Raw genomic sequence first — 23,366 nt, 5'->3', positions numbered from 1 at the left:
TCGGGCCCTGCGAGGGCGGGGCAGCACAAGGGAGTCGGTGATGGCCAACGGTTCACGTCAGGCGGCCTGGGAGTTCTTCGGCGCGGAACTGAAGCGACGCAGGGAGAACGCCGAGCTGACGCAGGTGGAACTGGGGGCGCGGGTCTTCGTCTCCGGCGGCTATATCGGCCAGTTCGAGCAGGCGATCAGAAAACCGCAGTTGGACGTGGCCCAGCGGATCGACGAGGTACTGCAAACCGACGGTATTTTCGAGCGGTTGTGCAGGAAGCTGATCGATGATCCGCGGTACGCGGAGTATTTCGCGAGGGCGGCGGAGCTGGAGAAGCTGGCGACAGAGATCCACGAATTCGCCCCCGCTCTGGTGCCAGGGCTACTGCAGACGAGGGCGTACGCATGGGCTGTCACCGTGGCGATGAACCCGTTCGCGGTGGACGAGTACATCGAGGAGAAGGTGTCCGGCCGCATGGAGCGCGCCCGCATCCTCAAGGACGCCACACGCCCCTTGTACTGGGTGGTCCTGCACGAGAACGTGCTGCGCATCCCGGTCGGCGGACCTGCGGCCATGGCGGAGCAGTTGGAGCACATCACGCGACTGGCACGGGAGCGGACGGTAGTGGTGCAGGCACTGCCGTATGCGGCGGGAGCATACCCCGTCATGACCGGAGACCTGCGCCTCATGGAATTCGACGACGCTCCGCCAACGGCCTATACAGAAGCGGTGTATTCGGGGAACCTCCTGGACGATCCGGCCGTGGTCAAGCGTGCCCGGGCGGCATACGATCAGATCAGGGCCGCCGCACTGTCGCCACAGGCGTCCCTGGCCCTGATCGAATCGGCGGCGGAGGACTTCAGACGATGCGCGAGTACGACCTGAGCAACGCCCGCTGGCGCAAGAGCAGCTACAGCGACGGCAACGGCGGCAACTGCGTCGAGGTCGCCGACGGTGTCCCCGGCGTCGTCCCCGTCCGGGACAGCAAGGTGCCCGGCGGTGCCGTGCTGGTGGTGGGGGCCTGCGCCTGGGCCGACTTCATCGACGGCCTCCGTCGGAGCTGACACCCCGCATCGGCGGGAAGTTCCGTACGTACCGCTTCTGCCACGGGGTCTCCACGGCGTGCCGGTCGTAGTGGGCGCGCACATACGCCACGGCCTCCCCCGCCGGTACACCGTCGAGGACCGCGAGGCACGCCAGCGCCGTACCGGTACGGCCGCGGCCGCCCGCGCAGGCGACGTCGACGCGCTCTGTCGCGGCTCGACGCCACGCCTCGGCGAGGACCGCGCGGGCGGCGGCGCGATCGGCCGGGAGCCGGAAGTCGGGCCAGCGCAGCCAGCGGGACTCCCAGGGGACGTCCGGGGGCTGCTTGCCGAGGAGGTAGACGCCGTACGACGGGAGTGGCGCGCCCGGATCGAGGGCTCGTCTCAGCCCTCTCCCGCGTACCAGCCGGCCGGACGGCAACCGCAGCACACCCGCGGCCCGCTCGTCCCACGGCTCCTCACGTCCGGCGCACTGCTCATGCTCCCCGTCCACGGGTCCCGCATCCCCTTCCGACTTGTCCGTCGCGGCACGGCGACTGTACAAGCCGGATCCGGATGCGCGGTCTCGAATCAATTCAACCCACCTTGCGCAGCTCTCCGTCGGCGAAAACCGCGACCATCACGAGGCTGCCTCCCAGCGCCTCGATGTAACGGGCCACGACGTCCGTTCCGGAAACCTGACCGCTCTCGATCTGCGAGACGCGACCCTTGGTCACGCCCATGCGCTCGGCCACCTGCGCCTGGGTGTACCCACGTTCCTGGCGCATCTCGACCAGCCGCCAAGCCCGCGCTTCAGCCAGCAGGTTCTGGGCTCCTCGAAGAAACTCATCTCGACCGCCTGCCAGTTCCTCCGCCCGCTCGCGGTGCCCGCCGGTGGCCGACCACGCGGTGTATCCGCTCACTTCCCCGACTCCTTCTTCCGATCAGCCAGGTATTCCGTATAAGAACCCGCACCTCACTTCGCCCAGTCGAACCAGGACGCAATTCCTTGAGATTGTGCAGGACCGATCCTTTGATTCGGTCGACCAGTGGACGGCCCTCGGCGGGACCATGGCAGGCAAGAACCCAGATGGCCTGGTTCACGAGCACGTACGTCTCGGAGTCGATCTTCTCCAGATCGTGCAACCACTGATCCACCTCGGCCGTCAGGTAGATGTCCCAGTGTTCTTCCACACCTTGACCCTTTCCACGAGTTTAGCAGCAACTAAACTTCACGTCGGTCCGTGATGTGGACGCACCTGCGAGATCTTCACTCGAACGGGGGGATATCGCGGGGCGGGGGGGGGGATGGCGGGGCATCGGGGTCCGTTGTCAGGCGGGCGCGGGCGCTGGCGCTGGCGCTGGCGCTGGCGCTGCGGCGTGGACCGGATGCGTCTGTCCGACGATCCCGGCCCTGACGTGTCACGACGGTGTGCGGGCCTCCGTCAGGAGGCGGGTCACCTCGTCCGTGTGGATGGTCAGGGCCGCGCCGACGGTGCCGAGGGTGTCGTGTTCGGCGGGGGTGTAGGGGCCGTCGGCCAGGGCGATGCGGGCGGCCTGGAGGAGGATCGACTCCCGGCCCGCGGGGGCCAGGTGCGGGGCGAGCGGGTCGAGTGCCTCGTGCAGCTCTATGGCCAGGCCCGCGCCGCACGGCTGGTCGCCGTACGCGCGTCCGGTGTCCGCGGCCAGCGCCTCGACCAGGGCGGCCAGCTGCTCCTCGGTGCAGTCGGCCAGGCCGGCCGCGCGGACCGTGACCGCGGCGGTCTCCAGGGCCGTACGGGAGCCGGTTCCGCCCGCGGAGAGCACCGCCAGGGCGACGGTATGCACGGCGTCGCGGAGCATCGCGGAGAAGCGGGTGGTCGTCGGGTGGTCCAGGACGTCCGTGCCGAAGTGGCCGGCGCACGCGGCGCACTCGACGACCGGCCCGGTCGTGCCGCGCGGCAGCACCGGTACGCCGAGGACGGTGAAGCGCCGGCGCCCCGTCAGGCGCTGGTAGTTGCGGTCCCCGCCGCAGTCGGGGCAGAAGAACGCGCCGTCGCCGACCGGCGTCCACGCGGTGCGGGTGCCCAGCAGCCGGGCAAGCCTGGTGACACGGCCGTTTCGTCCCCGTACTGGCAGCACGTCCCACCTCCGTAACCGCACGGCAACATCGCCGCACTGGCGTGATGTTAGCCACATTGTCGAGGTGTAGTCAGCACCCCGGAGGAGACCTTTCCGTGACCTGTACCGGAGACTGGCCGATACTCACCGGGCACACGACGGGGCCCCGACCGCCTCAGCAGGCGGCCGGGGCCCCGAAAGCGCCGGTCAGAGCGGTCAGCGCGCCGCGCGGTTGACGGCCGAGACGACCGCCTTCAGCGACGCACGTGTCGTGTTCGCGTCGATACCGATCCCCCACAGAACCTTGTCGTCGATCGCGCATTCGATGTACGAGGCGGCCTGGGCGGAGGCGCCCTCGCTCATCGTGTGCTCCTGGTAGTCCAGCAGGCGTACGTCGACGCCGATGGAGTGCAGGGCGTCGAAGAAGGCCGAGATCGGACCGTTGCCGGAGCCGGTGAGGACGGTGTCCTCGCCGTCGACGGTGGCCTCGACCGTGAGGGTGTCGACGCCGTCGGTGTCCGTCGTCGACTGGCCGGTCCTGACCTGGATGCGGCCCCAGGGGTTCTGCGGGTTCGGCAGGTACTCGTCCTGGAAGGCCGCCCAGATCTCCTTCGGCGTGACCTCGCCGCCCTCGGCGTCCGTCTTCGCCTGGATGATCTTCGAGAACTCGATCTGCATCCGGCGCGGCAGGTCCAGCTTGTGGTCGTTCTTCAGGACGTAGGCGACACCGCCCTTGCCGGACTGCGAGTTGACGCGGATGACGGCCTCGTAGGAACGGCCGACGTCCTTGGGGTCGATGGGCAGGTACGGCACCGCCCACTCGATGTCGTCGACCGTGACGCCGTTGGCCTTCGCGTCGGCCTCCATGGCGTCGAAGCCCTTCTTGATGGCGTCCTGGTGGGAGCCGGAGAAGGACGTGTAGACCAGGTCGCCCACGTACGGGTGGCGCGGGTGGACCTCCATCTGGTTGCAGTACTCCCACGTACGGCGGATCTCGTCGATGTCGGAGAAGTCGATCTGCGGGTCGACGCCCTGCGAGAACATGTTCATGCCCAGGGTGACCAGGTCGACGTTGCCGGTGCGCTCGCCCTGCCCGAACAGGCAGCCCTCGACGCGGTCGGCGCCGGCCATCAGCGCCAGCTCGGCGGCGGCGACGGCCGTACCGCGGTCGTTGTGCGGGTGGACGGACAGGCAGACGTACTCGCGGCGGGACAGGTTGCGGTGCATCCACTCGAAGCGGTCCGCGTGCGTGGACGGCGTCGAACGCTCCACCGTGGCGGGCAGGTTGAGGATGATCTCGCGGCCCGGGCCCGGCTGGTACACGTCCATGACCGCCTCGCAGACCTCCAGCGCGAAGTCCAGCTCGGTGTCGGTGAAGATCTCCGGGCTGTACTGGTAGCCGAACTCCGTCTCGGGGCCCAGCAGTTTCTCGGCGTACTCCACCACCAGGCGGGTGCCGTCGACGGCGATCTGCTTGATCTCGTCCCGGGAGCCGCGGAAGACGACCCGGCGGAAGACCGGGGCGGTGGCGTTGTAGAGGTGGACGGTGGCGCGCCGGGCGCCCTTCAGGGACTCCACGGTCCGCTCGATCAGGTCCTCACGGGCCTGGGTCAGTACGGAGATCGTGACGTCCTCGGGGATCGCGCCCTCCTCCTCGATGATCGAGCGCACGAAGTCGAAGTCGGTCTGGCCGGAGGCCGGGAAGCCGACCTCGATCTCCTTGTAGCCCATCGCGACGAGCTGGTCGAACATCCGGCGCTTGCGCTCGGGCGACATCGGGTCGATCAGGGCCTGGTTGCCGTCGCGCAGGTCGGTGGAGAGCCAGCGGGGGGCGACGGTGATCCGGCGGTCGGGCCAGGTGCGGTCGGGGATGTCGACCTGCTCGTAGCGGCCGTACTTGTGGGTCGGCATGGAACTGGGCTGCTGGCGGTTGGCCATGGTTGCGTGGGCTCCTCGAAAAGTCCGCGGGTCCGCGGGTGCCGGAGAACGGCCGACGGCGCAACGCCGAACTCCGCGGGGAGGGGGTCGGCCTCGACTACAGGCCCTCGCCGCGGCAGCTAAGGAGAAGCAGCCCGAAACGCATGATGCTGTGCAGCCTAGCCGAGCCGCGCCGGGTGCGCGGTCCCGTCCCAGTATGCGAAATCGAAGGGACAAACGGGACAAAAAGTGCGCGATGTCACGCGACACATTCCCGCCGCCATGGTTGCGGGTGGTGACAGTGCGACCACACAGTGCAAGGGTGCCGGGTATGACGACCACCGGGGGCTTCGAGCCCGTCTTCTGCACCATCGTGCCGCCGCACGTCCTCGACCGCCTCGCACGCAACGAGGACCCCGCGCTCGCCCGACCCGCCCGCCGGACCCTGGAACGCGACGCCTTCGAGCGCACCCGGCGGCGGCTGACCACCGTCATCGGCGCACCCGCCGTCGCCGCGCCCGCGGGCAGTCGGGACGGGCAGCCGCACCGCACCGTCTACGACGCCCGGCACGGCACCGACCTGCCCGGCGGCAAGGTCCGCGGCGAGGGCGAGGAGCCAGGCCAGGACGCCACGGTCAACCGCGCCTACGCCGGCCTCGGCGCCACCTTCGAGCTGTACCTCACGGCCTACCGGCGCGACTCGATCGACGGCGCCGGCCTGCCGCTGGACGCGACCGTCCACTACGACGAGAAGTACAACAACGCCTTCTGGAACGGCGAGCAGATGGTGTTCGGCGACGGGGACGGTGAGGTCTTCCTGGACTTCACCATCCCGGTGGACGTCATCGGCCACGAGTTGACCCACGGCGTCACCCAGCACTCCGCCAACCTGGCCTACTTCGGGCAGTCCGGCGCACTCAACGAGTCGGTCTCCGACGTCTTCGGCTCGCTGATCAAGCAGTACACGCTCGGCCAGACCGCCACCGAGGCCGACTGGCTGATCGGGGCCGGACTGCTCGCCCCGGGCGTCCACGGCACCGCGCTGCGCTCCATGAAGGCCCCCGGCACGGCGTACGACGACGACGTGCTCGGCAAGGACCCGCAGCCGGCCACCATGGACCAGTACGTCCACACCGGCAGCGACAACGGCGGCGTCCACATCAACTCCGGCATCCCCAACCACGCCTTCTACCTGGTCGCCACGACGCTCGGCGGCCACGCCTGGGAGAAGGCGGGGCAGCTCTGGTACGACGTGCTGACGGGCGGCGCGTTGCACGCGGACGCGCAGTTCGCGGACTTCGCCACGCTCACCGTGCGGGCCGCGCGGGAGCGGTACGGCGCGGACGGCGGCGAATTCGAGGCCGTACAGAAGGCCTGGGAGCAGGTGGGGGTGCGGACGCTGTAGTTCCGTACTAGACACGGACCATGCGGATTCGAGTGAGGCGCACGGGAGGGTTCGCGGGCATCGAGCGCCGCGCCGAGGTGGACGTCTCGGGGCGGCCCGACGCCCCGCAGTGGCGGGAGCTCGCCGAGCGGGCGCTGGCCGCCGGCAGGGCCGCCCCGCCGGCCGGGGTGCCCGACGGCTTCAGCTACGAGATCACCGTGGACGGCCGGACGGTGTACGCGGCCGATCCCCGGCTGACCGGGGAGCAGCGCGAGCTCATCTCCCGCGTGCTCAAGGAGGGCGCGTGAGGCCCTTTTTCCCGCCCGGGCGTTGACTTCCGTTACCGACAGTAAGGATGATCCCGCCCATGGCGACGAACCCGATGCCCCGGTTCCCGGACGGCTTCCTGTGGGGCGTGTCCACCTCGGCCCACCAGATCGAGGGGGCCGCCGACCTGCGCGAGCCGTCCGTGTGGGACACGTTCTCGGCCGAGCCGGGGCGGGTCAAGGACGGCTCGACGGCGGCGGTGGCCTGCGACCACTACCACCGCCACCGCGAGGACGTGGCGCTGCTGGCCGGCCTCGGCGTCGACGCGTACCGCTTCTCCGTCTCCTGGCCCCGGGTGAACTCCCCCGGCGGCCTGGACTTCTACGACCGCCTGGTCGACGAACTGTGCGCGGCCGGCGTCCGCCCCGTCCCGACCCTCTTCCACTGGGACCTGCCGGCCCGGCTGGACTGGCTGGAGCGGGACACGGCCGCGCGGTTCGCCGACCACGTGTCGGTGGTCGCCGGGCGCCTGGGCGACCGCGTGACGAAGTGGATCACGCTCAACGAGCCCGCCGAGCACACCCTGCTCGGCCATGCCCTGGGCGTGCACGCGCCGGGCAGGCGGCTGCTGTTCGACGCACTCCCGGCCGCCCACCACCAACTGCTCGCCCACGGCCTGGCGGTCCGGGCGCTGCGCGCGGCCGGCGCCGCGGACATCGGCATCGCCAACTCGCACGGGCCCGTCTGGCCGGCGTCCGGGGAGCAGGCGGACGTCGAGGCGGCCGGCTTCTACGACCTGCTGCTGCACCGCCTGTTCGCCGACCCGCTGCTGCTCGGCCGGTACCCCGAGGGGCTGGGCGAGCTGATGCCGGGCGGCTCCGGGGGCGTCGACGCGGATCTGGAGGTCATCGCGGAGCCGCTGGACTGGTACGGCGTCAACTACTACGCCCCGACGCGGGTGGGCGCTCCGCGCGGCACGGAGGTCGAGTTCGGCGGTGTCACGCTGCCCGCCGAACTTCCCTTCTCGGTACGGGAGATCGAGGGCCGGCCGGTCACGGACTTCGGCTGGCCGGTGGTCCCGGAGGGGCTGACCGAGCTGCTGACCGGCTTCCGCGACCGCTACGGCGACCGGCTCCCGCCCGTCGTCATCACCGAGAACGGTTGCTCCTACGAGGGCCTCGACGACCAGGACCGCATCGCCTACCTGGACGGACACGTCCGCGCCCTGCACCAGGCCCTGGAGGCGGGCGTGGACGTACGCGGCTACTTCGTGTGGTCGCTCCTGGACAACTGGGAGTGGGCGGAAGGCCTCGCCCGCCGCTTCGGCCTGGTGCACGTCGACTACGAGACCCTGAAGCGCACCCCGAAGGCGTCCTACCACTGGTTCCAGAACCTGCTCCGAACCCAGCGGACCCCGGCACCGGCGCCCGCCCCACCCCCCGCACCGGACTGATCCCACCCGGGGACCGTCCAGGTCGTCGGGGTCGTCGAAAAGTCCTACGGTGTTGTCGCGCCCCCGTCGTACCCTGGAAGCGCGAGGCCGCGCTCACTTGTGCGGCCGTGACGAGGAGGAACCGCAGGCCTTCAGCGCCGGCCCATGACTCAGACACCCGCAGCCAAGACCCCCGCGCAGGGGCAGGCCAGAGCACAGTTCACCGTCCCCGCCCAGCACCCCATGGTGACCGTCCTGGGGTCCGGCGACTCTCTCCTGCGCGTGATCGAGAAGGCCTTCCCGGGGGCCGACATCCATGTCCGGGGCAACGAGATCAGCGCGGTCGGCGACCCGGCGGACGTCGCCCTGGTCCAGCGCGTGTTCGACGAGATGATGCTGGTGCTCCGCACCGGGCAGCCGATGACGGAGGACGCAGTGGAACGCTCCATCGCCATGCTCAAGGCGAGCGAGAACGGCGAGAGCGACGGCCACGAGACCCCCGCCGAGGTCCTGACCCAGAACATCCTGTCCTCGCGCGGCCGCACGATCCGCCCCAAGACGCTCAACCAGAAGCGGTACGTCGACGCGATCGACAAGCACACGGTCGTCTTCGGCATCGGCCCCGCCGGCACCGGAAAGACCTACCTGGCCATGGCCAAGGCGGTGCAGGCCCTGCAGTCCAAGCAGGTCAACCGCATCATCCTGACCCGCCCGGCGGTCGAGGCCGGCGAGCGCCTGGGCTTCCTGCCCGGCACGCTCTACGAGAAGATCGACCCGTACCTGCGCCCGCTGTACGACGCGCTGCACGACATGCTCGACCCGGACTCCATCCCGCGTCTGATGGCGGCGGGCACGATCGAGGTCGCGCCGCTCGCCTACATGCGCGGCCGCACCCTCAACGACGCCTTCATCATCCTGGACGAGGCCCAGAACACCAGCCCCGAGCAGATGAAGATGTTCCTCACCCGGCTCGGCTTCGACTCGAAGATCGTCATCACGGGTGACGTCACCCAGGTGGACCTGCCCAACGGCCAGAAGTCCGGGCTGCGGCAGGTGCAGGAGATCCTGGAGGGGGTCGAGGACGTCCACTTCTCCCGTCTGTCGTCGCACGACGTCGTACGGCACAAGCTCGTGGGCCGTATCGTCGACGCGTACGAGAAGTACGACAGCAGGAACGGCACCGAGAACGGCGCGGCCAGGACCGGCGGCCACAGCAGGACCGGGCACGCGCACGGACACGGGCACAAGGGGAAGTAGACCAGCACCACCATGTCGATCGACGTCAACAACGAGTCGGGAACCGAGGTCGACGAGCGGGCGATCCTCGACATCGCCCGCTACGCACTCACCCGCATGCGCATCCACCCGCTCTCCGAGCTCTCGGTGATCGTCGTGGACGCCGACGCCATGGAGCAGCTGCACGTCCAGTGGATGGACCTGCCGGGGCCCACGGACGTCATGTCCTTCCCGATGGACGAGCTGCGGCCGCCGTCCAAGGACGACGAAGAGCCCCCGCAGGGCCTCCTCGGGGACATCGTGCTGTGTCCCGAGGTCGCCGCGAAGCAGGGGGCCGAGGCCCCGACGCAGCACTCCATGGACGAGGAGCTCCAGCTGCTCACCGTCCACGGCGTGCTGCACCTGCTCGGCTACGACCACGAGGAGCCGGACGAGAAGGTCGAGATGTTCGGTCTTCAGGCAGCGATCGTGGACGGCTGGCGCGCGGAGCGTGGCCTGCGCGGCCCGTCCCCGGCACCCACCGTCTCGTAAGCCCGCCCATGAGCCCTCAGATCGTCGTCGGCGCGATCGCGCTCGTCGTCGTCGCCTGGCTCGCCGCCTGCGCGGAGGCGGGCCTGGCACGGGTGTCCAGCTTCCGTGCCGAGGAGGCCGTGAAGTCGGGCCGCCGCGGCAGCGCCAAGCTGGCCCAGGTCGCCGCCGACCCGACCCGCTACCTCAACCTGGCGCTGCTGGTGCGCGTGACGTGCGAGATGGCGGCGGCGGCGCTGATCACCTACGCCTGCCTGGAGGCGTTCTCCGGCACGGGCCAGGCACTGGTGATCGCCATCGCGGTCATGGTGCTCGTCTCGTACGTGGCCGTCGGGGTCTCCCCGCGCACCATCGGCCGCCAGCACCCGCTGAACACGGCGACCGCCGCGGCGTACGTGCTGGTGCCGCTCGCACGGGTGCTGGGCCCGATCCCGTCGCTGCTGATCCTCATCGGCAACGCGCTGACCCCCGGCAAGGGGTTCCGGCGCGGCCCGTTCGCCTCCGAGGCGGAACTGCGCGCCATGGTCGACCTGGCCGAGCAGGAGTCGCTGATCGAGGACGAGGAGCGGCGCATGGTGCACTCGGTCTTCGAGCTGGGCGACACCCTCGTGCGCGAGGTCATGGTGCCGCGCACCGACCTGGTGGTGATCGAGCGCTACAAGACCATCCGCCAGGCCCTCACGCTGGCGCTGCGCTCCGGCTTCTCCCGGATCCCGGTCACCGGCGAGAGCGAGGACGACATCGTCGGGATCGTCTATCTGAAGGACCTGGCCCGCAAGACGCACATCAACCGGGACGCCGAGAGCGAGCTGGTGTCGACGGCGATGCGTCCGGCCGTCTTCGTGCCGGACACGAAGAACGCCGACGACCTGCTGCGCGAGATGCAGAAGGAACGCAACCACGTCGCCGTCGTCATCGACGAGTACGGCGGCACGGCCGGCATCGTCACCATCGAGGACATCCTCGAGGAGATCGTCGGCGAGATCACCGACGAGTACGACCGCGAGCTGCCGCCGGTGGAGGCGCTCGGCGACGACCGCTACCGCGTCACCGCGCGCCTGGACATCACGGACCTGGGCGAGCTGTACGGCCTGGAGGAGTATGACGACGAGGACGTGGAGACCGTCGGCGGACTGCTCGCCAAGGCCCTGGGCCGGGTTCCCATCGCGGGCGCGTCGTCGGTCGTGGAGCTGCCCGACGGCCGGGAGCTGCGGCTGACCGCGGAGGCCGCGGCCGGCCGCCGGAACAAGATCGTGACCGTGCTCGCGGAGCCGGTGGGCCCGGCGGCGCCCGCCGGGGACGGGGGACGGAAGCCGGAGTGAGCCCCGAGGGGCCGCGCGCGGACCGGCTCCGCCTCGACCCGGCGTGAGCACCCGGGCTCCGCTGCCGCCGGGGTGATCCGGCAGCCGCCGGGGTGATCTCGGCGGCCACCGGGGCGGCTCCTATGCTCGGGGCATGACCGAGACCAACGCGCTTGATCCCGAGGACCTCAAGATCGTCACCCTGGCCCGTTCGGCCCGGGCCCGCAACGGTGTGCCGGAGGGCGCCGCCGTACGGGACGAGACGGGACGTACGTATGTCGCCGGGTCGGTGCACCTCGCCTCACTGAAGCTGAGCGCCCTGCGGACGGCGGTGGCGATGGCCGTCGCGTCCGGGGCGACGTCCTTGGAGGCGGCCGCGGTGGTCAGCGAGGCGGAGGGCATCGCCCCGGAGGACCGGGCCGCCGTACGGGACCTGGGCGGCGCCGGAACGCCGGTCCTGCTGGCCGGCCCGGACGGCACCGTCCGGCTCACACTGCCGGCGGGCGAGGACGGCTGAGGCCGGCCCCGGAGGCCTCCTGGACGGTGCGGTGGGCCGTCAGACCGCCGTCGACGCGGATGCCGGTCACGCTCTCGTCGCCGGCCACGGCGTCCAGCGCCGCCTACGCCGTCCTCGCGTCGTGAAGGGCAGAGGTCGCACGCTGTGCCCGATTCGGGATCTATCCGGCCCTTGCCGATTTCGCCGCCACGTCACCGCATCCCCGAATGGGTCGGATAACGTAACGCGTCGAACAACAGGGCGTCTTGAGGGCGCAGGCGGCCGATGTGCTATCCGGCGGAGGACTTGAACGATCGTGGACGCACACAGTCGTGGGCAAGCGGACGCAACCGATCCTGCCGACCAGTGGTTACTCAACCCGGAGACCGGCGAATACGAACTGCGACTGGACAGTTCCCCGGAGCAGCCGAAGGAACTCCGCCCGCGCAGTGCCCCCCGCCCCGGTTCCGCCGCCTCCGCCCGCGTCCCCGCCCAGCGCGGCCGCCGTGCTGCACCCGCTCCGGACGACACGTCCGGCCCTGGCCGGCGCAGGCAGCAGAAGAAGAGGGGTAAGAAGAAGGCGCTGATGTGGACGGGAGGTGCCCTGGGCCTGGTCCTCGTTGCCGGCTCGGCGTTCGCGTATTACTGGTACGACCGCCTCTCCGGCAACATCAACACCGTTGACATCGGTGACGTGGGCAGTGACAAGGTCCTGGCGGACGGGCCGGCCAACATCCTGATCATCGGCAACGATGTCCGCACCGGTGAGGGCAACGAGAGCTACGGCAACCGGGACAACGTCACCGGCCACGCCGACACCACACTGCTCTTTCACGTCTCGGAGGACCGCACCAACGCGACCGTGGTGAGCATCCCCCGGGACCTCATGGTCAAGATCCCGGACTGCGAGGCGAAACAGTCCGACGGTTCGACCAAGGCCATCCCCGGCTCGACGACCACCACCAAATTCAACGAGTCCTACGGGGTGAACAGCCGCGACCCAGGCTGCACCATGCTCACAGTCGGGAAGATCTCCGGCCTCCAGGTCGACCACTTCATGATGTTCGATTTCAACGCGGTCAAGACGCTGTCCACGGCGGTCGGCGGTGTCAAGGTGTGCCTGACGGAGCCCATCAAGGACGTGAGCGGCGGGTCCAAACTTGATCTACCGGCTGGGGAGAGCACGATCCAGGGCGAGGCCGCGCTGTCGTTCCTCCGCAACCGGCACGGCCTCAAGAACGAGAGCGACCTGGACCGGATCGAGATGCAGCAGAAGTTCGTCGCGTCGATGATCCGCCAGCTGAAGGAGGACACGCTGGACAGCCCGTCGAAGATGCTCGACGTCGCCGACGCGGCCACCAAGTCCCTCACCGTCGACAAGGGCATAGGCAGCCCCAGCAAGCTGCTCACCCTCGCCAGGGAACTCACCAAGATCGATCTGAAGAACATCACCCTGATGACGGTGCCGGTGATCGACAACCCGGACGAGCCCACGCCCGTCACCGTCGTACTGGACCCGGTGGAGGCCCCGAAGGTCTTCAGCATGATGCAGAACGACGTCTCCTTCACCGAGGTGAAGAAGAAAAAGAAGAACGCCAAGGACAAGCAGGAAGCGCTCCTCAAGGGCCCGCGGGCCGAGGCGTCCGAGATACGCGTGGACATTCTCAACGGCGGCGGCCCGCAGGGTGCCGCGCAGGAGACCCTGGCCTGGCTGCAGACCGGCGAGGGTGTGGCCAGGTCCACGAACAAGGGCAACGCCCCGGCCGAAGTCGACAGGACGCGGCTGGAGTACGCGCCGAACCAGGCCGATCAGGCCCGCAAGCTCGCCGACCTGATGGGCCTGCCCGCCTCGGCCCTCAAGCTCGGCACGACGGACGCCGCCGAGACGGAGGCGATGACGCTCACCCTCGGCCCCGACTTCAAGAAGGCGGGTGTCCCCATCGCCCCGCCGAAGAAGGTCGACGTGAAACAGTCCCGGGCCGACGAGAAGATGTGCGAGAAGTAGCCCGGCCGATATGGCCACGTCGTGGCTGCCCAGGGCTGGGCCTCGCCGACTGAGCACGGGCCGCCCCGGCCGGGTCCTCGGCCCGGGCGGCCCGTGCCGCCGGTGGTACAGACGGGCCTTGTCGATCAGGGAGAATGGGCGCCATGAGCGTTCGTACCCAGTCATCCGAGCAGCCGGCAGAGACTGTCCACCGGGCGGGCTTCGCCTGCTTCGTGGGCCGTCCCAACGCGGGCAAGTCCACCCTCACGAACGCTCTGGTCGGGCAGAAGGTGGCGATCACCTCGAACCGGCCGCAGACGACGCGGCACACCGTGCGGGGCATCGTCCACCGCCCGGACGCGCAGCTGATCCTGGTGGACACACCGGGGCTGCACAAGCCGCGCACGCTGCTGGGGGAACGGCTGAACGACGTCGTGCGGACCACGTGGGCCGAGGTCGACGTGATCGGCTTCTGCCTGCCGGCCGACCAGAAGCTCGGGCCCGGTGACCGGTTCATCGCGAAGGAGCTGGCCGGGATCAAGAAGACGCCCAAGGTCGCGATCGTCACCAAGACGGACCTGGTGGACTCCAAGACGCTCGCCGAGCAGCTGATCGCGATCGACCGGCTGGGCGAGGAGCTGGGAATCACCTGGGCGGAGATCGTGCCGGTGTCGGCGACGGCGAACCAGCAGGTGGACCTGCTGGCCGATCTGCTCGTCCCGCTGCTGCCGGAGGGGCCCGCGCTCTACCCCGAGGGCGATCTCACGGACGAGCCCGAGCAGGTCATGGTGGCCGAGCTGATCCGGGAGGCGGCGCTGGAGGGGGTGCGGGACGAGCTGCCCCACTCCATCGCGGTCGTGGTGGAGGAGATGCTGCCCCGCGAGGACCGCCCGGCGGACCGGCCGCTTCTCGACATCCACGCCAACGTGTTCATCGAGCGGCCGAGCCAGAAGGGGATCATCATCGGCCCCAAGGGCAAGCGGCTGAAGGAGGTCGGGATCAAGTCCCGCAAGCACATCGAGGCGTTGCTGGGGACGCCGGTGTTCCTCGACCTTCATGTGAAGGTCGCCAAGGACTGGCAGCGGGACCCCAAGCAGTTGCGCCGCCTCGGCTTCTGACGGCTCGGTTCGCCGCGGGGTCCCTCTCGGAGCTCGGACCCCGCTTTCCTGTAGGGGTCAGCGCAGGGCTCGTAGGACCTTCTTCGCGTCCTTCGCCTTCAGGTTGACGAAGACCGGGATGGCGTTCAGGGGGGTGGGGTAGGCCGGGATGGTCTGCGGGCCGTGCAGGGTTCGGGCGCGGGCCACGTCGTACCAGGTGCCCGCGGGAAGGTGGACGGATCGGCTGACGGCGTCGGCCAGTTGCGGGGCCGCCAGGACCGCGGGGCCCAGCATCCACTCGTCGGTGATCGTGTACGCCTGCCCGTCGTGCGGGAAGTCGAAGAAGAGCGGGCGCATGATGGGGTCGCCGGTGCTCAGCGTGTGCCGGACCTGGTCGCCGAGGTAGGACGCGAGACGGCCGTGGCGGGCGATGGCCTCGCGGTACAGGACGGCGGTCTGCGCGTCGTACACCACCTTCCCGCCGGTCGTCACGTCGACGGTCTCGACGGGGGACGTGGAGGCGTACATGAGCGGCATCAGCGACGCGGCCTGGGCCCAGCGGACCAGGACCTGCTTGGTGGGGGCGGGCTGACCGCCGGAGCCGCCGATCATGTCGGTGGTGACGAAGGGGTAGCCGATGGTGGAGAGGGCGAGGTTCTGCGTCACGGCGGCCCGCAGGGAGTCCCAGCCGGTGCCCTTGTCCAGCTGACGGGTGACGAACCCGGCCCGGTGCGCGGTGGTGTCCCAGTGGACGCGGATGCCGACGCCCTGGAGGTCGAACTCGTCGGCGAGCTGCGCGCCCAGGCGCTGGTAGTCGGTGGGCTGGTGGCCGGCACGCGGAACGCACCGCTCGTCGAAGAAGCGGGTGTCGAACTTCAGCCCGTCGACGCCGTAGGTGCGCATCAGGCCCCGGAGCCGGCCCTCGTACCAGGCCCTGGCCTCCGGGTTGGCGAGGTCGACGATGCCGGCGGTGCCGTTCCACCAGGTGACCCGGCACGGCTCGGCGGGATCGGTGGCGGCGCCGAGCAGATAGCCGTGGTCGGCGGCGTACCGGTACTGGTCGGAGTCCAGGTTGATCCACAGCGTCACCCAGAGGCCGAAGTCGAAGCCGAGGTCGTGGATCCGGCGGGACATCGCCCCGGGGTCCGGGTAGGCCTTCGGGTCGAAGGTCAGGTTCCCGTAGTCGGACTCCCACCGGTCGTCGAGCTGGAGCGTGTGCCCGGTGATCCCGTGGTCGTGCAGGTCCTGGGCGTAGCCGAGGAGCCGCGCCTGGTCGACGTGGGTGTAGAACTGCGCCCACGAGTTCCACACCGGCTCGGCGAACTGCCGCCGGGTGGCGTCGCTCTTGTCCGGCCTGCCCACGACGCCGACGTAGTCGCGGTAGACCTCCAGCGGCGTGGACTCGACGAAGACCGTGGCCTTGTAGGGGCCCGCGGACTCGATGTCGAAGCGGCCGAGGCCGTCCTCGTCCTGGTTGACGGCCACGTTCATGACGCGCCCGGTGTCCACGTGCAGTCCGGCCGCCGAGGACGTGTACCAGAACGGGTCGACCATGTAGTAGGAGGCGGGCCCGAAGGCCGGGTCGGCGACCTGCCCGCTGTCGAGCGGCCAGGGCTGGTCGGTGGCGGGTCCGCCGTGCGGGGTCCGGGTCTCGCCGTGGCCGTACCAGTGGCCGGCGGACGACAGGTCGTAGGCGAGGCCGAGGCGCTCGGGTGCGGTGCCGAGGACCTGCCAGTCGAGCCGGTAGCGGTCGGCGGCCGGGGTGATACGGGCCCGTACGGTGGCGCCGGGCGCCGTCGTGGCGGCGGTGACGGTGAGCGTGCCGTTCTTCCAGGTCCAGTCGGTGACGCGGGTGGCGTGCTGCCAGCCGCCGGCGGTCTGGAAGCGCAGTGCGCCGGTGGCGCCGCCCGCGGTGGCGAGGACCGTGCCGCCCGAACGTCCCGTCGTCAAGCCGAGTTGATTCCTCGTCACCCGTAATGTGTATCCGGGAGTGGTGCGGTCCGCCGGTACGGTCAGGGTGAGCCGGTCCGCCGAGTGGGTGAGACGGGGCGCGTGACGGCCGGCCGCGGTCCCGGTCCGTGTCCGCGCCTGGGCCGGTTCCGGCGCGGTCAACGCGACGGGCAGCGCGAGGACAAGGCCGGAAACGGCGAGGAGCACTCCGAGTCTGCGTGATGGTCTGCGCACGACGCGTGTCCTTCGCCGAAGGGAGTCGGGAGCCCGGTGGCCGCTTGCCCCACCGTGCTCGGTCGGGCCGATGATCGGGCGGCGGACGTCGCCTGTCAACGACCGTTCCCGGCCGGAACGCCGTGGCGGAATCAGCCGGATCCACCAGATCCGCCGAATGCGCTGGACGCACTGAACGCACAGAACGCGCCGCGGTGGACGCCTCGACGCGCGATCGTCGCGCCGGTCACGCCGGCCGACGGAAGCCGATGGTCGGCACGGCCCGGCGCCGCGGCCACGGCTCGACGCTCACCTCGGGTACCAGGTCCTCCAGGAACGCGTACCGCCGCAGGGCCGCCGGGTCCTGGCCCTCGACCGACTGGACCCGGCGCCACCAGGCGGCGATCTCGGACCAGCCGGGGGCCGACAGGGAGCCGCCGAACTCCTGCACCGACAGGGCGGCGGTGAGGCCGGCGAAGGCGAGGCGGTCGGCCAGCGGCCAGCCGGCCAGGGTGCCGGTGACGAAGCCGGCCACGAAGACGTCGCCCGCGCCGGTCGGGTCCAAAGCCTCCACCGCGATGGCGGGCACCTCGGCGCTCTCCCCCGTGCGCCGGTCGACCGCGAAGGCGCCCTCGGCGCCGAGGGTGACCACCGCGAGCGGTACGAACGCGGTGAGCGCGTGCGCGGCGGCGCGCGGGCAGTCCGTGCCCGTGTAGCGCATCGCCTCCTCGGCGTTGGGCAGGAACGCCTCGCAGTGCTCCAGGTCGGCCAGGCCCGCCAGGTCCCAGGCGCCGGTGTCGTCCCAGCCGACGTCCCCGAAGACGCGCGTGCCCTCGCCCGCGGCCTGGGCGATCCACGGGGAGCGCCGGCCCGGTGTCAGGGAGGCCACGGCGGCCCGCGCGCGGGGCCGGCACTCCGGGACGCCCTCCTGGAGGAACACGGCCTCCGGGGGCGGCTCGTGGCCGTGCGAGACCATGGTGCGCTCGCCCTCGTAGGCCATGGAGACGGTGACCGGGGAGTGCCAGCCTGGCACGGTGCCGGACGGAGACAGGTCGATGCCCTCGCCCTGTTCCAGCGCGTCCCAGCAGTAGTCGCCGTAGTGGTCGTCGCCGAAGGCCGCCGCCAGGGACGTCCGCAGTCCCAGGCGGGCCAGCGCGGTCGCCATGTTGGCCACCCCGCCGGGGCTCGACCCCATCCCGCGTGCCCAGGACTCGGTCCCGCGCACCGGGGCGGATTCGAGTCCGGTGAAGACGATGTCGAGGAAGACGGTGCCCGTGAGGTACACGTCCCAGGGCGGGTCGTCCGCCGAGCGCAGTCCGGCCAGCGGGTCGACCGGGGGTTCGACGTGGACGTGCGGTGCCCCGACGATGTACTCCCGGCCCTCCGGGTCCTCCGGGTGCTCCCGGCCCTCCGGTCCCGTTCCGGCGGACGTGTTGGACGCGGTCACGGTGCGCTCCCTGACGTGGTGCTGGTCCGGCCAGTGTGCACCAGAGCGCCGACGACGCGTCGGCGCTCGCGCCGGGGAGCGCGGCCGCGTCTACCAGCGGGGGGTCGGCGGCGCGGTCCAGCCCGGTTCGGCGACGCGCATCGCCGCCGCGTCGTCCCGGTCCCGCAGGCGGCCGTCGTCCTCGGCCCAGCGGCGGTGCAGGAAGGCCAGCCTGTCCCGGTCGAGTTCGACGCCGAGCCCGGGGGCGTCGGGGACGGTGATCCGGCCGCCGTCGAAGGTGAGCCGTTCGGTCAGGACGTCCTCCGACTGCCAGGGATAGTGGCTGTCGCAGGCGTGGTGGAGGCCGGGCACGGTGGACGCCACGTGGGTCATCGCGGCCAGGCTGATCCCCAGGTGGGTGTTGGAGTGCATGGACACGCCGACGCCGAAGGCGGCGCACAGGGCCGCCAGGTGCTGGGTGTTGCGCAGGCCGCCCCAGTAGTGGTGGTCGGAGAGCAGCACCTGGACCGCGTTCGAGGTGAACGCCTCCTTGATCTCGGCGAAGGTCGTCACGCACATGTTGGTGGCCAACGGCACACCGGCGCGGGCCGCCACCTCGGCCATGGCCGGGGTGCCGAGGGTGGGGTCCTCCAGGTACTCCAGGACGTCCCCGAGTTCCCGGGCCACCTCCAGCGAGGTCTCCACCGACCAGGCCCCGTTGGGGTCCAGGCGCAGCGGGTGTCCCGGGAAGGCCTCCGCCAGGGCCCGTACGGCGGCGATCTCCTCCTGGGGCGGGAAGACGCCGCCCTTGAGCTTGAAGGAGGTGAAGCCGTGGCGCTCGGTGAACCTGCGCGCCTGCTCCACCACCCCCGCCGGGTCGAGGGCGGCGCCCCAGTCGTCCTTCTCGCAGGCGACGCCGTCCGGATGCGCGGCCCACTTGTAGAAGAGGTAGGCGCTGTACTCCACGGAGTCCCGCACCTTGCCGCCGAGCAGCGCGTGCACGGGCAGGCCGAGCGCCTTGCCGAGGGCGTCCAGGCAGGCGACCTCGAAGCCGGACAGGACGGACAGGCGCAGTTTGTCGGCGGTCTGGACGCCGCGCAGCCCGCCGACGTCCACGGCGTTCTCCACCCGGGAGGCGTCCACGGCGACGTCGAGGGCGAACAGGGCGTTCAGATCGGTGATCCGGTGTCCCGTCAGCCGGTCGGCGAGCGGGCGGGCCAGCTCCAGGTACTTGGTGTCGCCGTAGGTCTCGCCGTATCCGGTGATCCCGTCGGCCGTCACCACCTCCACGATCAGGCGGGGCGTGTACGGCTGGTGGACGCCCTGGGTGTTCAGCAGCGGCGGGTCGGCGACCAGGATCGGGGTCAGCCGTACCTCGGTGACGGTGAGGTCGCGGGTCACAGGGCGGCTCCCACCATGTCGAGTCCGGCGGACAGCAGTTCCCTCAGGTCGGCCAGGTCGGCGGGTGAGGGGTCGGTGAGCGGGGCCCGTACGGGTCCGACGGGGCGCCCGCGCAGCCGGGCGGCCGCCTTCACCAGGGACACGGAGTATCCGGGTGCCCGGTCGCGCAGTTCGACGAAGGGGACGTAGAAGTCGCGCAGCAGCTTGTCGGCGGAGCCGCCGTCGCCGGACCGCAGCGCGGCGAAGAAGGCGTTGGCGATCTCCGGGGCGAAGGCGTGGACGGCGGAGGAGTAGGCGCGGACGCCGACGGCGGCGTAGGCGCGGGCCTGCATCTCGGCGGTGGGGGCGCCGTTGAAGAACAGGAAGCCCTCGGGGGCGGCGAGGGTGAGCCGCTGGAGGGCGTCGAGGTCGCTGCGGCCGTCCTTGAGGCCGATGAGCGAGGGGATCCGCGCGATGCGCCGGAACGTCTCCAGGCGGTACGCCACCTGTTCGCGCTGGTAGGCGATGAGCGGCAGCCGGGTGCGGGCCGCGAGCTGTTCGAGCTGGGCGGCCAGACCGTCCTGCGGGGCGGTGACGAGGTAGTGCGGCAGGACGAGCAGCGCGTCGGCGCCGGCCTCCTCGGCGATCCGCGCGAACCGTGCGGCCTGCGCCCAGCCGTACCCGGCGCCCGCCACCACGGGCACCCGGCCCGCCGCCTCCTCGACGGCGATCGAGACGACCTGGCGGTACTCGTCCTCGTCCAGGGAGAAGAACTCGCCGGTGCCGCAGGCCGGGAAGACGGCGCCGGGTGCGGTGGCGAGCTGGGCCGCCAGGTAGGCGCGGCTGCCGTCGGGGTCGAGCGAGCCGTCGTCGTGGAAGGCGGTCAGCGGGAAGGACAGCACGCCGCCCGCCATCCCGTCCCGCAGTCTGCGCACCACATCGGACGGACCCGCGGTGTTCGTCTCCGGACTCACCTTGGCCAGCTCCCCACATAGACGCCATCCATGTATGGGAACGGAGTTTAGAAACGCGAACATGCCGCGTCAACGGGCCTGCGTGGGAACGTCGTTGGCCCCGCGAAACCCGCCCGTGCGCCGCGGTGTGCGGCCGGAAAGCGCGCATGCGCCGGGCGCACGGGGCGCCCGGCGCATGCGGGGGTGACGGGTTCGGCGGGGACCTACGGGAACTCGTACGCCTCGACCTCGGCGAGGTACCGCCGGCGCCGCTCCTCGTCGTGTTCCAGGAAGGAGGCGAGAAAGGAGTTGCGGGCCAGTTCGCGCAGCCGGTCCTTGCTCAGCCCCAGGGCGTCGCGTACGGCGTGGAAGTTCTCGCCGACGTAGCCGCCGAAGTAGGCCGGGTCGTCGGAGTTGACCGTGCACAGCAGGCCGGCGTCCAGCATGGCGGGCAGCGGGTGGTCGGCCAGGGTGTCGACCGCGCGGAGGCGGACGTTCGACAGGGGGCACAGGGTCAGCGGGATCCGGTCGCGCACCAGGCGGGCGACCAGCTCCGGGTCCTCCATGCAGCGCAGCCCGTGGTCGACGCGCTCGACGCCGAGCGCGTCGAGGGCCTGCCTGATGTACTCCGGCGGGCCCTCCTCCCCGGCGTGCGCCACCCGGCGCAGCCCGAGGGCGGCGGCGGCCTCGTACACCTCGCGGAACTTCGCCGGCGGGTGCCCCACCTCGGCCGAGTCCAGGCCGACGCCCACGATCCGGTCGAGGTACGGCTTGGCGGCGTCGAGCGTCTCCATGGCCGACTCGGCGGACTCGTCGCGCAGGAAGCACATGATCAGGTGGGTGGACACGCCGTGCCGCTCCTGGCTGCGCGCCAGCGCCCGCCACAGCCCCTCGACGACCGTGCCCATGCCGACGCCCCGGGCCAGGTGGGCCTGCGGGTCGAAGAAGATCTCCGCGTGCCGCACACCCTGCGCGGCGGCACGCGCGAGATAGGCGTCGGCCAGGTCCTCGAAGTCCTGCTCGGTGCGCAGGACGGCCATGAGTTCGTAGTACAGGTTCAGGAAGGACTGGAGGTCCTCGAACCGGTAGGCCTTGCCGAGCGCGTCGGTGTCCGCGTACGGCAGCTCGACACCGTTGCGCGCGGCCAGCCGGAAAGCCAGCTCGGGCTCCAGGGTGCCTTCGATGTGCAGGTGCAGTTCGGCTTTCGGCAGGGGCATCAGAGCATCGTACGACCTGGTCAGCGCCGTTTCGGAACCGACACCCTGAGCAGGTCGTACGCCACGGTCAGCTCGCCGTCGAACCCGGCCGCCCGCGCCTGCCGCTCGAAGTCCCCGGACTCGGTGTAGCGCTGGCTGAAGTGGGTGAGCACCAGATGCCGCACGCCCGCGTCCCGCGCCACCCGCGCCGCCTGCCCGGCCGTCAGGTGGCCGTACTCGACGGCGAGTCGCTCGTCCTCGTCGAGGAAGGTCGACTCGATGACCAGCAGGTCGCAGCCCTCGGCGAGCGCGTGCACGCCCTCGCACAGCCGGGTGTCCATGACGAACGCGAACCGCTGTCCGCGCCGCACCTCGCTGACGGCCTCCAGCGGCACCCCGTCCAGGGAGCCCTCGCGCTGGAGGCGGCCCACGTCCGGGCCCTTGATCCCGTGCGCGGCGAGCCGCTCGGGCAGCATGCGGCGCCCGTCCGGCTCGACGAGCCGGTAGCCGAAGGACTCCACCGGGTGGGAGAGCCGGCGGGCCTCGAGGGTGTACGCCGGGGTGGTCGCGAGGACGCCGTCCGCGTCGACCGGGGCCTCGGTGAGCTCGACCGTCTCGCGGTAGGCGGTGGCGTACCGCAGGCGGTCGAAGAAGCGCTTGCCGGAGCGCGGGTAGTGGGCGGTGATCCCGTGCGGCACCTGGTCGAGGTTGATCCGCTGGATCACCCCGGCCAGGCCGAGGCTGTGGTCGCCGTGGAAGTGGGTGACGCAGATCCGGTTCAGGTCGTGCGCCGCGACCCCGGCGCGCAGCATCTGGCGTTGCGTGCCCTCGCCGGGGTCGAACAGGATGCCCTCGCCGTCCCAGCGCAGCAGATAGCCGTTGTGGTTGCGGTGCCGGGTGGGCACCTGGCTGGCGGTACCGAGGACGACCAGTTCACGGGCGGACACGGCGGGCTATCCGGGGGGCCACTGGAGGCCGCGGCCGCCGAGCACGTGGGCATGGGCGTGCCAGACGGTCTGGCCCGCGCCGGAACCGGTGTTGAACACGATGCGGTAGCTGTCCAGCTTGTCCTCGTCGGCGATCGCCTGCGTCTCGCGCAGGACGTCCGCGGCGAGCCCGGGGGCCTCGGCGGCGAGGGCGGCGGCGTCCTTGTAGTGCGCCTTGGGGATCACCAGGACATGGGTCGGCGCCTGGGGGTTGATGTCGCGGAAGGCGACGGTCGTCTCCGTCTCGCGGACGATCGTGGCCGGGACCTGTCCCGCGACGATCTTGCAGAACAGGCAGTCGCCCTGGGGTTCCCCTGCCATGCGGTGCTCCTCACGCCGGGTTGGTCGAGTACGGGGGCATGGTATCCAGGGCGGCGAGACCCAGCGGGGTGGGGGGGGGGGGGGCCGCCCCCCCCCCCCCCCCCCGCCCCCGCGCGGCGCCGGGGGGGGGGGGGGGGCCGGCGGCGGGCCCCCCCCCCCCCGGGGGCGGCAGAGCAGCGCAAAACGGC

General features: G+C 71.1%; 22 protein-coding genes. 11 read left to right on the top strand and 11 right to left on the bottom strand.

Translation table 11 applies throughout. From position 1 onward, the window contains the following. The first annotated feature begins 40 nt into the window (after positions 1-40). Positions 41-874 (top strand): helix-turn-helix domain-containing protein, encoded by an 834-nt coding sequence (locus ACIHCX_RS00825; protein WP_400025292.1) that lies wholly within the window; start codon positions 41-43, stop codon positions 872-874. After that, positions 856-1,053: a DUF397 domain-containing protein gene (locus tag ACIHCX_RS00820; protein ID WP_400025291.1), complete on the top strand. Its 198-nt coding sequence runs from the start codon at positions 856-858 to the stop codon at positions 1,051-1,053. The genes ACIHCX_RS00825 and ACIHCX_RS00820 overlap by 19 nt, the downstream gene beginning before the upstream one ends. Here the strand turns inward: ACIHCX_RS00820 and ACIHCX_RS00815 are convergent. The 4 genes from ACIHCX_RS00815 to leuA form a co-directional block, all read right to left on the bottom strand. Beyond that, a complete protein-coding gene (locus ACIHCX_RS00815; protein WP_400025289.1) occupies positions 1,028-1,525 on the bottom strand; it encodes a protein phosphatase in 498 nt (165 codons plus the stop codon). The genes ACIHCX_RS00820 and ACIHCX_RS00815 overlap by 26 nt on opposite strands. Positions 1,526-1,607: 82 nt before the next feature. Next, a complete protein-coding gene (locus tag ACIHCX_RS00810) occupies positions 1,608-1,934 on the bottom strand; it encodes a helix-turn-helix domain-containing protein (protein ID WP_400025288.1) in 327 nt (108 codons plus the stop codon). 499 nt (positions 1,935-2,433) lie between these two features. Further along, positions 2,434-3,132: a TerB family tellurite resistance protein gene (locus ACIHCX_RS00805; protein ID WP_400025286.1), complete on the bottom strand. Its 699-nt coding sequence runs from the start codon at positions 3,130-3,132 to the stop codon at positions 2,434-2,436. A 195-nt stretch (positions 3,133-3,327) separates the two neighbouring features. Beyond that, on the bottom strand, positions 3,328-5,049 hold the full coding sequence (gene leuA, locus ACIHCX_RS00800) for a 2-isopropylmalate synthase (protein WP_400025284.1): 1,722 nt from the start codon (positions 5,047-5,049) through the stop codon (positions 3,328-3,330). Between the two features lie 310 nt (positions 5,050-5,359). Between leuA and ACIHCX_RS00795 the strand changes: the two genes are divergently transcribed. The 9 genes from ACIHCX_RS00795 (at position 5,360) to era (ending at position 14,774) form a co-directional block, all read left to right on the top strand. Beyond that, positions 5,360-6,433 (top strand): M4 family metallopeptidase, encoded by a 1,074-nt coding sequence (locus tag ACIHCX_RS00795; RefSeq protein WP_400025282.1) that lies wholly within the window; start codon positions 5,360-5,362, stop codon positions 6,431-6,433. 20 nt (positions 6,434-6,453) lie between these two features. Continuing rightward, positions 6,454-6,720, top strand: a complete 267-nt coding sequence (locus tag ACIHCX_RS00790; protein WP_365775344.1) for a protealysin inhibitor emfourin — start codon at positions 6,454-6,456, stop codon at positions 6,718-6,720. A 47-nt stretch (positions 6,721-6,767) separates the two neighbouring features. Then, on the top strand, positions 6,768-8,132 hold the full coding sequence (locus tag ACIHCX_RS00785) for a GH1 family beta-glucosidase (RefSeq protein WP_400025280.1): 1,365 nt from the start codon (positions 6,768-6,770) through the stop codon (positions 8,130-8,132). A gap of 144 nt (positions 8,133-8,276) precedes the next feature. Next, positions 8,277-9,368 carry a PhoH family protein gene (locus tag ACIHCX_RS00780; RefSeq protein WP_400025278.1) on the top strand — a complete coding sequence of 364 codons (1,092 nt, stop codon included), beginning with the start codon at positions 8,277-8,279 and terminating at the stop codon, positions 9,366-9,368. 12 nt (positions 9,369-9,380) lie between these two features. Then, on the top strand, positions 9,381-9,878 hold the full coding sequence (gene ybeY / locus ACIHCX_RS00775; RefSeq protein ID WP_400025276.1) for an rRNA maturation RNase YbeY: 498 nt from the start codon (positions 9,381-9,383) through the stop codon (positions 9,876-9,878). An 8-nt stretch (positions 9,879-9,886) separates the two neighbouring features. Beyond that, on the top strand, positions 9,887-11,197 hold the full coding sequence (locus ACIHCX_RS00770) for a hemolysin family protein (protein WP_400025275.1): 1,311 nt from the start codon (positions 9,887-9,889) through the stop codon (positions 11,195-11,197). Positions 11,198-11,330: 133 nt separating this feature from the next. Further along, positions 11,331-11,693: a cytidine deaminase gene (locus tag ACIHCX_RS00765; RefSeq protein WP_400025274.1), complete on the top strand. Its 363-nt coding sequence runs from the start codon at positions 11,331-11,333 to the stop codon at positions 11,691-11,693. Positions 11,694-11,988: 295 nt separating this feature from the next. Further along, complete coding sequence (locus ACIHCX_RS00760) at positions 11,989-13,677, top strand: LCP family protein (protein WP_400025272.1); 1,689 nt, start codon at positions 11,989-11,991, stop codon at positions 13,675-13,677. A 143-nt stretch (positions 13,678-13,820) separates the two neighbouring features. Beyond that, on the top strand, positions 13,821-14,774 hold the full coding sequence (gene era, locus ACIHCX_RS00755; protein WP_400025270.1) for a GTPase Era: 954 nt from the start codon (positions 13,821-13,823) through the stop codon (positions 14,772-14,774). Positions 14,775-14,831: 57 nt separating this feature from the next. On the opposite strand, the gene ACIHCX_RS00750 is transcribed toward era, so the two are convergent. The 7 genes from ACIHCX_RS00750 to ACIHCX_RS00720 all read right to left on the bottom strand — a co-directional run bounded on the left by ACIHCX_RS00750 (position 14,832) and on the right by ACIHCX_RS00720 (position 23,178). Further along, complete coding sequence (locus ACIHCX_RS00750) at positions 14,832-16,937, bottom strand: glycoside hydrolase family 31 protein (RefSeq protein ID WP_400025268.1); 2,106 nt, start codon at positions 16,935-16,937, stop codon at positions 14,832-14,834. 226 nt (positions 16,938-17,163) lie between these two features. Beyond that, entirely contained in the window at positions 17,164-18,285 is a 1,122-nt protein-coding gene (locus ACIHCX_RS00745; protein WP_400026556.1) for a carbohydrate kinase family protein, read from the bottom strand. 168 nt (positions 18,286-18,453) lie between these two features. Further along, positions 18,454-19,743, bottom strand: coding sequence for a glucarate dehydratase family protein (locus ACIHCX_RS00740; RefSeq protein ID WP_400025267.1), 1,290 nt, complete (start codon positions 19,741-19,743; stop codon positions 18,454-18,456). Continuing rightward, positions 19,740-20,705: a 5-dehydro-4-deoxyglucarate dehydratase gene (locus ACIHCX_RS00735; protein WP_400026554.1), complete on the bottom strand. Its 966-nt coding sequence runs from the start codon at positions 20,703-20,705 to the stop codon at positions 19,740-19,742. The genes ACIHCX_RS00740 and ACIHCX_RS00735 overlap by 4 nt, the downstream gene beginning before the upstream one ends. A 194-nt stretch (positions 20,706-20,899) precedes the next feature. Continuing rightward, complete coding sequence (locus tag ACIHCX_RS00730) at positions 20,900-21,892, bottom strand: adenosine deaminase (RefSeq protein WP_400025266.1); 993 nt, start codon at positions 21,890-21,892, stop codon at positions 20,900-20,902. Between the two features lie 20 nt (positions 21,893-21,912). Next, positions 21,913-22,818, bottom strand: coding sequence for a ribonuclease Z (locus ACIHCX_RS00725; protein WP_400025264.1), 906 nt, complete (start codon positions 22,816-22,818; stop codon positions 21,913-21,915). A 6-nt stretch (positions 22,819-22,824) separates the two neighbouring features. Further along, a complete protein-coding gene (locus ACIHCX_RS00720; protein WP_400025263.1) occupies positions 22,825-23,178 on the bottom strand; it encodes a histidine triad nucleotide-binding protein in 354 nt (117 codons plus the stop codon). Positions 23,179-23,366 lie beyond the last annotated feature (188 nt).

Origin of the sequence: Streptomyces sp. NPDC052043, from assembly GCF_044548235.1 — a bacterium.
GTDB lineage: Bacteria > Actinomycetota > Actinomycetes > Streptomycetales > Streptomycetaceae > Streptomyces.
This window is presented reverse-complemented; position numbering and strand designations above follow the sequence as displayed.